This window comes from Pseudomonas soli, from assembly GCF_021283165.2.
Classification (GTDB): Bacteria; Pseudomonadota; Gammaproteobacteria; order Pseudomonadales; family Pseudomonadaceae; genus Aquipseudomonas; species Aquipseudomonas soli.
The window spans coordinates 1074405-1086276 of record NZ_CP128543.1 but is presented as its reverse complement, the minus strand read 5'-3'; the positions used below and the strand labels follow the sequence as shown (position 1 = coordinate 1086276).

Below are 11872 nucleotides of genomic sequence, written 5' to 3'. Positions count from 1 at the left end.
CCGGAGCGAAGCGGAGGGCCGGATGAATGGAGCGAGGATTTTTTGGTTCCTTTTTGATCCTTCAAAAAGGGACCCGCCGTAAGGGCGGAAAGGTGAATAAGCGTCAATATCAAAAATGAATGCGCATACAACTTCCAAAACCACCAAACAACAACAACAACAACAACAACAACAACAACAACAACAACAACAACAACAACAACAACAAGGGGCGAATCAGAAGTCAGAACAACCACCCCCAATCCGCCCCCCTGTCAAACCCCTGATATCAATTCAAAGCATCAAGCAAAGCCTGGTTCATCTCCGGCGTCCCAATCGTAATCCGCAGGAACTGCGCAATCCGCTCCTGCTTGAAGTGCCGAACAATCACCCCCTGCTCACGAAGCCGCGCCGCGATCCCGGCAGCATCCTGCCCGGGATGCCGGGCAAAGATAAAGTTCGCCGCCGAAGGCAGCACTTCGAACCCACGCGCCACCAACTCAGAAACCAGCACGTCCCGGCTGTCGATAACCTTGCGGCAGGTCTCATCGAAATACTCACGGTCGTCGAACGCCGCCGCCGCCCCGACAATCGCCATGCGATCCAACGGATAGGAGTTGAAGCTATTCTTGATCCGCTCCAACGCCTCGATCAGGTCGGGATGCCCCACCGCCAGGCCAACCCTGAGCCCCGCCAGCGAACGCGACTTGGACAAGGTCTGGGTCACCAGCAGGTTGTCATAGCGATCAACCAGGCTGATGGCCGTTTCGCCACCGAAATCGATGTAGGCCTCATCGACCACCACCACCGAATCCCGGTTGGCCTGCAGCAGTTGCTCGACCGCCTCAAGCGGCAACAGGCAGCCGGTCGGCGCATTGGGGTTGGGGAAGATGACCCCGGCATTAGGCTTGCTGTAGTCCGAAACCCGGATCTGGAACTGCTCATCCAGTGCTACCTGCTCGAACGCGATACCGTACAGACCGCAATACACCGGGTAGAAGCTGTAGCTCACGTCCGGGAACAGCAGCGGCCCGCGGTCATGCTGGAACAGACCGTGGAAAATGTGCGCCAGCACCTCGTCCGAGCCGTTACCGACGAACACCTGCGCTGGCGTCACGCCGTAGTACTCGGCCACCGCCTGCTTGAGCCGGTCACCATTCGGGTCCGGATACAGCCGCAGGTTGTCGTTGAGCTCGCCGCGCATGGCTTCCAGCGCCTTGGGCGACGGGCCATAGGGGTTCTCGTTGGTGTTCAGCTTGACCAGCCGCGCCAGCTTCGGCTGCTCACCCGGCACGTAAGGCACCAGGTCCTTGACGAACGGACTCCAGAATCGACTCATGCTCAGTTCCCCTTCTCGTTGAGGATGCGGTATTCGGCGCTGCGCGCGTGGGCGGTCAGCGATTCGCCCCGGGCCAGCACGGAAGCGGTGTGACCCAGCTCGGACGCGCCCTGCTCGGAGCAGAAGATGATCGACGAACGCTTCTGGAAGTCATACACGCCCAGTGGCGAAGAGAAGCGCGCGGTGCCGGAAGTCGGCAGCACGTGGTTGGGGCCGGCGCAGTAGTCGCCCAGCGCCTCGCTGGTGTGACGGCCCATGAAGATCGCGCCGGCATGGCGGATCTGCGGCAACCAGGCCTGCGGATCGGCCACGGACAGCTCCAGGTGCTCGGGGGCAATGCGGTTGGCCACCTCGATGGCCTGCTGCATGTCACGCACCTGGATCAGCGCGCCACGGCCATTGATCGACTTCTCGATGATCTCGGCACGCTCCATGGTCGGCAGCAGCTTGTCGATGCTGGCAGCGACGCGATCAAGGAAAGCGGCGTCCGGGCTGACCAGAATCGCCTGGGCATCCTCGTCGTGCTCGGCCTGGGAGAACAGATCCATGGCGATCCAGTCCGGGTCGGTCTGGCCGTCGCAGACCACCAGGATCTCCGAAGGGCCGGCGATCATGTCGATGCCGACCTGGCCGAACACATGGCGCTTGGCGGTCGCCACATAGATGTTGCCCGGGCCGACGATCTTGTCCACCTGCGGCACGCTCTCGGTACCGTAGGCCAGGGCTGCCACGGCCTGGGCGCCACCGACGGTGAACACACGGTCGACCCCGGCGATGCAGGCCGCGGCGAGTACCAGTTCGTTGACCTCGCCACGCGGGGTCGGCACTACCATTACCACCTCGCTGACCCCCGCGACCTTGGCCGGAATGGCATTCATCAGTACCGACGATGGGTACGACGCCTTGCCACCAGGCACATACAGCCCGGCACGGTCCAGCGGCGTGACCTTCTGGCCGAGGACAGTGCCGTCAGCCTCGGTGTACTGCCACGAGTCCTGCTTCTGCCGCTCATGGTAGATGCGCACGCGGTTGGCGGCCTTTTCCAGGGCCTCGCGCTGTACCGGGGTGATGCGCGTCAGCGCAAGCTCCAGGCGCTCGCGATCGAGGATCAAATCGTCGATCGTCTTGGCATCAACACCATCGAAACGCTGGGTGAACTCCACCAGTGCCTGGTCACCGCGCTCACGCACGGCCTTGATGATGTCGAGCACGCGCTGGTTGACCGCGTCATCGGACACACTTTCCCAGCTCAGCAGATGATCCAGATGTCGGGCGAAATCCTGGTCAGCGGCGTTGAGACGGGCAATTGCAGTGGACACGGTCATGGCGAGGGCCTCGTTATTAGCGGATGTTCAGGCGCCCTAAAGCTACCACTCCATCCGCGCGGGCACCTGAGAAAAAAGGCTATGACGCGGATAGACGGGCGCGACAGCGGAGGTCGCGCGCAGAGGTCAGCCGCGGTGTCGCGATTCGACGGCGTTGCGCAGGGTGTCGATCAGGCTCTGGATACGGGCGTGCTGCATCTTCATGGAGGCCTTGTTGACCACCAGGCGCGAGCTGATCGTGGCGATCAGGTCCTGGGGCTCGAGGCCGTTGGCGCGCAGGGTATTGCCGGTGTCGACCACGTCGATGATCTTGTCGGCAAGGTTGATCAGTGGCGCCAGCTCCATGGAGCCGTACAGCTTGATGATGTCGACCTGGCGGCCCTGTTCGGCATAGTAGCGCTTGGCTACATTGACGAACTTGGTAGCCACGCGCAGGCGGCCTTTGGGCTCTGGTGCGCCGGTTACGCCAGCGGTCATCAGCTTGCACTGGGCGATCTGCAAGTCCAGGGGTTCGTACAGGCCCTGGCCACCGTATTCCATCAGCACGTCCTTGCCGGCCACACCGAGGTCGGCGGCGCCATGCTCGACATAGGTCGGCACATCGGTGGCACGCACGATGAGCAGGCGCACATCATCCTGCGTGGTGGGGATGATCAGCTTGCGGCTCTTGTCCGGATTCTCGGTCGGCACGATACCGGCCTCGGCCAGCAGTGGCAGGGTATCGTCGAGAATACGGCCTTTGGATAGCGCGATGGTCAACATTGGAACGTCGGTCCTTAAGCGTCTACTGCCGGCCGGGCTCAGCAGCCCGACCGCATACGATTCGGCTGGCGCGTCCCTGCGCCACGGTGACTGCTAACCCGGCACGCGACGGATTTTCGCGCCCAGCATCTGCAGTTTCTCCTCGATGCACTCGTAGCCACGGTCGATGTGGTAGATGCGATCGATCAGGGTGTCGCCTTCGGCGACCAGCGCCGACAGCACCAGGCTGGCGGAAGCACGCAGGTCGGTGGCCATTACCGGCGCACCTTTGAGCGCCTTGACGCCAGTGACGATGGCAGTGTTGCCCTCGACCTGGATCTGCGCGCCCATGCGGTGCATTTCATACACGTGCATGAAGCGGTTTTCGAAGATGGTCTCGATCACCGCGCCAGTGCCTTCGGCGATGGCGTTGAGTGAAATGAACTGCGCCTGCATGTCGGTCGGGAACGCCGGGTACGGAGCGGTACGCAGGTTAACGGCCTTCGGCCGCTTGCCGTGCATGTCCAGCTCGATCCAGTCTTCGCCGGTGGTGATGTCGGCGCCGGCTTCCTTGAGCTTCTCGAGGACAGCTTCGAGGATGGTCGGGTCGGTATCCTTGACCTTGACGCGGCCACCGGTCACGGCAGCGGCGACCAGGTAGGTGCCGGTCTCGATGCGGTCGGGCATGACACGGTAGTTGGCCGAGTGCAAGCGCTCGACGCCATCGATGGTGATGGTGTCGGTACCGGCGCCCTGGATCTTCGCACCCATGGCGATCAGGAAGTTGGCCAGGTCGACCACCTCCGGCTCACGGGCGGCGTTCTGCAGCACGCTGCGGCCCTTGGCCAGGGCGGCGGCCATCATGATGTTCTCGGTGCCGGTGACGCTGACGGTGTCGAAGAAGAAGTGCGCGCCACGCAGGCCGCCTTCGGGGGCCTTGGCCTTGATGTAGCCGCCTTCGACGTCGATCTTCGCGCCCATGGCCTCCAGACCGCGGATGTGCAGGTCGACCGGACGCGAACCGATGGCGCAGCCACCCGGCAGGGCCACTTCGGCCTCACCGAAGCGGGCCACCATGGGGCCGAGCACCAGGATCGAGGCACGCATGGTCTTGACCAGCTCGTAGGGAGCGACCAGGGTCTTGATGGTACGCGGGTCGATCTCCACCGAGAGCTTTTCGTCGATCACAGGCTCGATGCCCATGCGGCCGAACAGCTCGATCATGGTGGTGATGTCGTGCAGGTGCGGCAGGTTGCCGACCGTGACCGGGCCATCGCACAGCAGGGTGGCCGAAAGGATCGGCAGGGCGGAGTTCTTTGCGCCGGAAATGCGGATCTCGCCATCGAGACGCGCGCCACCAGTGATAATAAGTTTGTCCATACGTATCTCGCCGCCAAGTAGGCTCAGGTGCGCTCAGCCCAGGCTGCGCTGCTGAAGAATTTCATGGTTACCGCGTGAATGCTGCCGTTGGCGATCCACGGATTGAGGTGAGCATAGATCGCCTGCTGACGCTTGACCGGGCTCTGGCCGGCCAGCTCGTCGCTGATCACGTTCAACTGGAAGTTGCAGCCTTCGCCTTCAACTTCGACCTGGGTTCCCGGCAATTTCTCTTCCAGAAAGCTTTTAACTTCTACGGCCTGCATGCTCAACCTCGATCGGCGCCCAACGCGCGCGGGTCGGCCATCATACAAAAAAGCCCCTCGCCTGCGAAGCCCATGAAGGGGCGCACTGACCGAGGGGCCTTTCCCGAACGGCAGGGCATCAGCCCGCCAATACCTCATCGAGGTCATAGACCCCGGCAATTTCCTGCATGTTCTCGGGGATACCGCGCAACTCCCAGGTTTTTCCAGCCGCCTGGGCATCGCGCATGAACCCCAGCAGCAACGACAGGCCGACGCTGCTCGACTTGACCACCGCAGTGCAATCGAACACCAGGCGCGCCTCGCCACTGGCGGCGATCAACGCCTTGCCCTGTTTGCGCAGGGCCGGGCCGCTGCGATAATCCAGCACGCCGGCCAGGGCAAGAACGCCCGGCGCGGCCATGCTCACGGCGGCGTCGCTCATTTGACTTCCTTATCCGGCGAGCTGTCGGCTGTTTCCTTGGCCTTGGCCACTTCACCGGCCCAACCGTCGATGGTCTTGTCCAGGTTGTTGCCATTACGCTGCATGGCATCCTGGAACTGGTCGCGGAACAGCTTGCCGATGTTGATGCCGTTGACGATGACGTTACGCACCTTCCACTCGCCGTCCAGCTTGACCATGGTGTACTGCACCGGATAGACCGCACCGTTGGTGCCGGTGATCTTCATGCCGACGCTGGTGCGATCGTCAGCCTCGGTCTTGGCCGGGTCGACGGTGATGCCCTGGTTGTTGTACTCCAGCAAGGCGTTGCCATAGAACTGCATCAGGCTGCGCTTGAAGTTCTCCTGGAAGCGCTGCATCTGCTCGGGCGAGGCCTTGCGCGAATACTTGACCGTCATGATGCTCTTGGAGATGCCGTCGGCATCGACCACCGGGCCAAGATTGGCGTTGAGCGCGTTGTAGAACGCATTGGGGTCGGCCTTGTACTGCTCCTTGTTGCTCTTCAGGTCGCTGAGCAACTGGGTGGTGGTGCCCTGGATCACATCACGGGCAGACTGCCCCGGCGCCGCCAGGGCCAGCAGGGGGAAGGCCGCCAGCAGAACCAGCAGGCCACGTCGCAGGATCGAAATCATGGAAACTCCTTAATTAGCCGGTTGAGCTTCTTTCGGTTCCTTGCCCACCGAGTTGAGCAGGAACTTGCCGATCAGATCTTCCAGCACCAGCGCCGACTGCGTGTCGTGGATGGTGCTGCCATCCTTGAGAACCACGTCCTCGCCGCCCACGCTGATGCCGATGTACTTCTCGCCCAGCAGGCCGGCAGTCAGGATCGAGGCAGTGGAGTCGGTCGGCAGGTTGTCGACATGCTTGTCCAACTGCAGCGTCACCCGACCGGTGTAGGAGTCGCGATCCAGATCGATGGCGGTGACCTTGCCGATGGTCACACCGGCCATGGTCACTTTAGCTCTGACCGTCAAACCGGCGATATTGTCGAAGTACGCATAAACTTTATATGTGTCGCTGCTCGGGCTGGCCGACAGCCCGCTGACACGCAGGGCCAGCAGCAGCAGCGCCAGGATCCCGGCCAGGAGGAACAGGCCGACACCGATTTCCAGGGTGCGGTTTTGCATCAGAAATCTCCAAACATCAAGGCGGTCAGAATAAAGTCCAGACCCAGGACTGCCAACGAGGCATAGACCACGGTCTTGGTGGTGGCACGGCTGATCCCTTCTGAAGTGGGCTCACAGTCGTACCCCTGGAATACGGCGATCCAGGTGACGACGAAGGCGAACACCAGGCTCTTGATCAGCCCGTTGAGCACGTCGTCGCTGAAAGAGACACTGTTCTGCATGTTGCCCCAGAACGAGCCTTCGTAGACGCCCAGCCAGTCCACGGCAACCCACGAGCCGCCCCAGATGCCCACCACACTGAAGATCAGCGCCAGCAGCGGCAGCGAAATGAAGCCGGCCCACAGGCGTGGCGCCACGATGTACTTGAGCGGGTCGACGCCGATCATTTCCAGGCTCGACAACTGCTCGGTGGATTTCATGTTGCCGATTTCGGCGGTCAGCGCGGAGCCCGCGCGACCGGCAAAGAGCAATGCAGTGACCACCGGCCCCAGCTCGCGCAGCAGGGTCAGGGCGACCATCTGCCCCACCGCCTGTTCCGAGCCGTACTTGTTGAGAATGCTGTAGCCCTGCAGGGCCAGCACCATGCCGATGAACACGCCGGACACGACGATGATCGCCAGCGACAGCACGCCCACCGAATACAGTTGCTTGACCAGCAGCTGGAAACCGCCGCCGATACCACTGCGCCCGCCCAGCGAATGGCCGAGGAACAGGCACGAGCGTCCCAGCACGGCCAGCACATCGATGGCCGAACGGCCGAACAGACGGATACGTTCGAGTAAGGATTTTCTGCGCATCAACGCGTCCCCAGCAGATCGGCGCGGTAGTCAGGCGCAGGGAAGTGGAAGGGTACCGGGCCATCCGGGTCGCCTTTCATGAACTGGCGGATGCGCGGGTTGTCCGAGCCCATCAGTTCGTCTGGCGTGCCCTGCCCCAGCACCTGGCCATCACCGACCACATAGATGTAGTCGGCAATGCTCGCGGTTTCCGCAAGGTCATGGGACACCACGATGCTGGTGATGCCCAGGGCATCGTTGAGCAGGCGGATCAGGCGCACCAGCACGCCCATGGCGATCGGGTCCTGGCCGACGAACGGCTCGTCGTACATGAGGATCTGCGGGTCGAGGGCGATCGCACGGGCCAGCGCCACACGGCGCTTCATGCCACCGGACAGCTCGTCGGGCATCAGGTCGATGGCGCCGCGCAGGCCCACGGCCTGCAGCTTCATCAGCACGATGTCGCGGATCATCTCGTCCGACAGCTGCGTATGCACCCGCAGCGGGAAGGCCACGTTCTCGAACACATCCAGGTCGGTGAACAACGCACCGCTCTGGAACAGCACGCCCATCTGCTTGCGCGCATCGAACAGGTCGCCCCGCGACAGCGCGGGCAGGTTCTGCCCATTGACCCAGACTTCGCCGCCGGCCGGGCGCAACTGCGCGCCCATCAGGCGCAGCAAGGTGGTCTTGCCGCACCCCGAAGGCCCCATGATGCCGGTGACCTTGCCGCGGGGAATGCGTATGTCCACGTTGCTGAAAATGCTGCGCGAACCGCGCTTGAAGGTGACGCCCTTCAACTCGACCGCGTAGGCGCTATCCACACTCATCTAGACTCCTTGCTAGTGCAGCCTCGTCATAGTGGACGCCTGCCTTCATCTGGAAGGCACACAGGTCCCCGGCGGGCCGAATAGCGGCGAACTATAGCACCGCTGATAGGCCCGCCCCAAGGCCGTCACCCCACTCGTTCAGGGCACAGACAGGCAAGCGCGGCATCCATATGACATTCGAAGGATGAGCCTTTCACACATTGCGGCTATAATCGCCGCCTTTTCATCAGGCATTGCGTTTCGACATGACTCAATCCAGCGAGCTGATCCAATCCGCCCAGCGCACCCTGCGCCTCGAACTCGAGGCCGTGGAGGCCCTGCTGGCCCGCATCGACGGGGACTTCGTCAAGGCCTGCGAACTGATCCTGGCCAGCAAGGGACGGGTCGTGGTGGTAGGCATGGGCAAGTCGGGGCACATCGGCAACAAGATCGCCGCCACCCTGGCCAGCACCGGCACCCCGGCATTCTTCGTGCACCCGGCCGAGGCCAGCCATGGCGACATGGGCATGATCACCCGTGACGATGTCATTCTTGCCCTGTCCAACTCCGGCAGCACCGCCGAGATCGTCACCCTGCTGCCCTTGATCAAGCGCCTGGGCATCCAGATGATCAGCCTCACCGGCAAACCGGACTCGCCCCTGGCCCAGGCCGCCGAAGTCAACCTCGACGCCAGCGTCGCCCAGGAAGCCTGCCCGCTCAACCTGGCACCCACCTCTTCCACCACCGCGGCGCTGGCGCTGGGCGACGCCCTGGCCATTGCCCTGCTGGAGGCTCGCGGCTTCACCGCCGAAGACTTCGCCTTCTCCCACCCGGGCGGCGCGCTGGGCCGTCGCCTGCTGCTGAAGGTCGAGAATGTCATGCATGCCGGCGAAGAACTGCCCGTGGTAAAGAGCGGCACCCTGCTCAAGGACGCGCTGTTTGAAATGTCTCGCAAAGGTTTGGGCATGACCGTGGTGCTGGGTAACGACGGCAAGCTGGCCGGAGTCTTCACCGACGGTGACCTGCGCCGCAGCCTGGACCGCAACATCGACGTGCACAAGACGCTCATCGACGAAGTGATGACCGTGCACGGCAAGACCGCCCGGGCCGAGATGCTCGCCGCCGAGGCACTGAAGATCATGGAAGACCACAAGATCAGCGCGCTGGTGGTTGTCGACCAGGACGACCGCCCGACCGGCGCCCTGAACATGCACGACCTGCTGCGCGCCGGAGTGATGTAAATGAACCAGGACCTGATGCAACGCGCCAAGGCCATCAAGCTGGCCGTGTTCGACGTCGATGGCGTGCTCACCGATGGCCGCCTGTACTTTCTCGAGGACGGCAGCGAATTCAAGACCTTCAACACCCTCGACGGCCATGGCATCAAGATGCTAATGGCCTCGGGCGTGACCACCGCGATCATCAGCGGGCGCAAGACCCCCGTGGTCGAGCGCCGGGCCAAGAACCTCGGTATCCCGCACCTGTTCCAGGGCCGCGAGGACAAACTGGTGGTGCTGGACGGCCTGCTCGCCGAACTCAATCTAAGCTATGAACAGGTCGCCTACCTCGGCGACGATCTGCCCGACCTGCCGGTGATCCGCCGCGTCGGTCTGGGCATGGCGGTGCAGAATGCCGCGGCCTTCGTTCGCCAGCACGCCCACGGCGTTACCCAGGCCCGCGGCGGCGAAGGCGCCGCCCGCGAGTTCTGTGAACTGATCATGCAGGCCCAGGGCACCCTGGACGCTGCCAACGCCCATTACCTGTAAGGCTGCCCATGCTCAGCAAGAAGATCAGAAATGTCGCGCTGCTAGGCGGGATTGCCGCCGTACTGGTTGCGGTAGGCTATTGGAACATCAGCCCGGAAAGCTTCCTCGAGCAACCCCAGGCCCAGGTCGACCAGAGCGCCATCGACTACTACGCGATCAACGCCCACAGCCTGCAGTTCCTACCCGACGGCAAGCTGCAGTACGAGATGACCGCCGCCAAGGTCGAGCACCTCAAGGCCAGCGAGGTCACCCTGGTGACCACCCCCGACCTGCACATGTACCGTGGCACCGAGTACCCCTGGCATGTGCAGAGCAAGCGCGCCGAGGTCAACCCGGACGGCACCGAGGTGGAGCTGATCGACGAAGTGCGCGTGGCGCGCACCGACGAGAAGCAACGCGAAACCATCATCACCAGCACACGCATGACCGTGTTCCCGCAGAAGCAATATGCGCAGACCGAGCAAGCCGTTAGAATCGACGGCGCCGGTGGCACGACTACGGGCAAAGGAATGAAAGCGTATTTGAAAGAAGGCAGGATGGACCTGCTCTCTAACGTAAGAGGACAGTATGAGGCTCGTTAAAACCATCCCCCTTCTGCTCAGCCTGGGCGTAGCACTGGGAAGCGCGAGCGCCTTCGCCCTGCCGAACGACCGTGACCAGCCGATCCGCATCCAGGCGGACAACGCCCACCTGGACGACAAGCAAGGCGTCGCCACCTACACGGGCGATGTGATCATCACCCAGGGTTCGATGATGATCAAAGGCAACACCGTGACCATGACCCGCGCCGCCAATGGCGATATCGACGTGGTCACCTCGGTGGGCAACCTGGCCTACTTCGAGCAGCAGCAGAGCGCCGCCAAGCCCGACAAGATGAAAGGCTGGGCCGTGACCATCCAGTACCAGGCGCAGAAAGACGTGGTGATCCTCACCGACCGCGCCAAGGTCGAGAACGAAGGCAACACCACCGAAGGCGAGAAGATCGTCTACAACACCAAGACCCAGGTGGCTACCGCCGGGCGCGGTGGCAACGTGACTGCACCGCGTCAGCGTATCGACATGGTCATTCAACCGAAGAAAAAGGCCGAGTAAATGGCAACCCTCAAAGCCCAGCACCTGGCCAAGAGCTACAAGGGCAGGCAAGTCGTGCGCGACGTCAGCCTGTCCATCGACAGCGGCCAGATCGTCGGCCTGCTCGGCCCCAACGGCGCCGGCAAGACCACCTGTTTCTACATGATCGTCGGCCTGGTCCAGGCCGACCAGGGCCGTGTGCTGATCGACAGCCTCGACGTCAGCCACCAGCCGATGCACGGGCGCGCCCAGGCCGGTATCGGCTACCTGCCGCAGGAAGCCTCGATCTTCCGCAAGCTGTCGGTGGCCGACAACATCATGGCCATCCTCGAGACCCGCAAGGACCTCGACCGCGAAGGCCGGCGCAAGGAGCTGGAAAGCCTGCTGCAGGAATTCCACATCAGTCACATCCGCGACAACCTGGGCATGAGCCTGTCCGGTGGTGAGCGTCGCCGGGTCGAGATCGCCCGCGCCCTGGCCACCGCACCCAAGTTCATCCTGCTGGACGAACCGTTCGCCGGTGTCGACCCGATTTCCGTCGGCGACATCAAGCAGATCATCCACCACCTCAAGAACAAGGGCATCGGCGTATTGATCACCGACCACAACGTTCGCGAGACCCTGGACATCTGCGAGACGGCCTACATCGTCAACGATGGCCAACTGATCGCCGAAGGCGATGCCGAGACCATCCTGGCCAACCAGCTGGTCAAGGAAGTTTACCTGGGGCACGAGTTCCGACTCTGACCGCAGGCCTGCCCGGAGCACTGGCGAATGCGCCTGATCGGGGCTTAAGTTGTTAAAGTGCTCTAGGCAAACGCTGCAATTTCAGGCATATAACTTGCTTAAAGTCGGCG

The 11872-nt window shown here is 62.7% G+C and carries 15 protein-coding genes; 5 read left to right on the top strand and 10 right to left on the bottom strand.

Annotated elements, in window-relative coordinates; all coding sequences use genetic code 11:
* Nucleotides 1–268: 268 nt before the first annotated feature.
* The 10 genes from hisC to LU688_RS04870 all read right to left on the bottom strand — a co-directional run bounded on the left by hisC (nt 269) and on the right by LU688_RS04870 (nt 8199).
* On the bottom strand, nt 269–1318 hold the full coding sequence (gene hisC / locus LU688_RS04915) for a histidinol-phosphate transaminase (protein ID WP_023630429.1): 1050 nt from the start codon (nt 1316–1318) through the stop codon (nt 269–271).
* Nucleotides 1319–1320: 2 nt separating this feature from the next.
* Complete coding sequence (gene hisD / locus LU688_RS04910) at nt 1321–2643, bottom strand: histidinol dehydrogenase (RefSeq protein WP_023630428.1); 1323 nt, start codon at nt 2641–2643, stop codon at nt 1321–1323.
* 126 nt (nt 2644–2769) lie between these two features.
* Nucleotides 2770–3405 (bottom strand): ATP phosphoribosyltransferase, encoded by a 636-nt coding sequence (gene hisG / locus LU688_RS04905; protein WP_023630427.1) that lies wholly within the window; start codon nt 3403–3405, stop codon nt 2770–2772.
* A gap of 93 nt (nt 3406–3498) precedes the next feature.
* On the bottom strand, nt 3499–4764 hold the full coding sequence (murA, locus tag LU688_RS04900) for a UDP-N-acetylglucosamine 1-carboxyvinyltransferase (RefSeq protein ID WP_046856963.1): 1266 nt from the start codon (nt 4762–4764) through the stop codon (nt 3499–3501).
* A gap of 23 nt (nt 4765–4787) precedes the next feature.
* Nucleotides 4788–5027 (bottom strand): BolA family protein, encoded by a 240-nt coding sequence (locus LU688_RS04895; protein ID WP_023630425.1) that lies wholly within the window; start codon nt 5025–5027, stop codon nt 4788–4790.
* 118 nt (nt 5028–5145) lie between these two features.
* Nucleotides 5146–5448 carry an STAS domain-containing protein gene (locus tag LU688_RS04890; RefSeq protein ID WP_023630424.1) on the bottom strand — a complete coding sequence of 101 codons (303 nt, stop codon included), beginning with the start codon at nt 5446–5448 and terminating at the stop codon, nt 5146–5148.
* Entirely contained in the window at nt 5445–6098 is a 654-nt protein-coding gene (locus LU688_RS04885) for an MlaC/ttg2D family ABC transporter substrate-binding protein (protein WP_023630423.1), read from the bottom strand. The genes LU688_RS04890 and LU688_RS04885 overlap by 4 nt, the downstream gene beginning before the upstream one ends.
* 9 nt (nt 6099–6107) lie before the next feature.
* Nucleotides 6108–6593: an outer membrane lipid asymmetry maintenance protein MlaD gene (mlaD, locus tag LU688_RS04880; RefSeq protein ID WP_023630422.1), complete on the bottom strand. Its 486-nt coding sequence runs from the start codon at nt 6591–6593 to the stop codon at nt 6108–6110.
* Nucleotides 6593–7390: a lipid asymmetry maintenance ABC transporter permease subunit MlaE gene (mlaE, locus tag LU688_RS04875; protein ID WP_031315029.1), complete on the bottom strand. Its 798-nt coding sequence runs from the start codon at nt 7388–7390 to the stop codon at nt 6593–6595. The genes mlaD and mlaE overlap by 1 nt, the downstream gene beginning before the upstream one ends.
* A complete protein-coding gene (locus LU688_RS04870) occupies nt 7390–8199 on the bottom strand; it encodes an ATP-binding cassette domain-containing protein (protein ID WP_023630420.1) in 810 nt (269 codons plus the stop codon). Before LU688_RS04870 ends, mlaE begins: the two co-directional genes overlap by 1 nt.
* Nucleotides 8200–8444: 245 nt before the next feature.
* On the opposite strand from LU688_RS04870, the gene LU688_RS04865 reads away from it, so the two are divergent.
* The 5 genes from LU688_RS04865 to lptB are packed head-to-tail and all read left to right on the top strand — an operon-like array spanning nt 8445 to nt 11762.
* On the top strand, nt 8445–9419 hold the full coding sequence (locus tag LU688_RS04865; RefSeq protein ID WP_038707430.1) for a KpsF/GutQ family sugar-phosphate isomerase: 975 nt from the start codon (nt 8445–8447) through the stop codon (nt 9417–9419).
* Complete coding sequence (locus tag LU688_RS04860; protein ID WP_160291260.1) at nt 9420–9944, top strand: KdsC family phosphatase; 525 nt, start codon at nt 9420–9422, stop codon at nt 9942–9944.
* An 8-nt stretch (nt 9945–9952) separates the two neighbouring features.
* Nucleotides 9953–10525, top strand: a complete 573-nt coding sequence (gene lptC / locus LU688_RS04855; RefSeq protein WP_046856968.1) for an LPS export ABC transporter periplasmic protein LptC — start codon at nt 9953–9955, stop codon at nt 10523–10525.
* The gene (lptA, locus tag LU688_RS04850) at nt 10512–11036 is read left to right on the top strand and encodes a lipopolysaccharide transport periplasmic protein LptA (RefSeq protein WP_023629083.1); all 525 of its coding nucleotides are present in this window, start codon (nt 10512–10514) and stop codon (nt 11034–11036) included. Before lptC ends, lptA begins: the two co-directional genes overlap by 14 nt.
* Nucleotides 11037–11762 (top strand): LPS export ABC transporter ATP-binding protein, encoded by a 726-nt coding sequence (gene lptB, locus LU688_RS04845; protein WP_023629084.1) that lies wholly within the window; start codon nt 11037–11039, stop codon nt 11760–11762.
* The last annotated feature ends 110 nt before the right edge of the window (nt 11763–11872 follow it).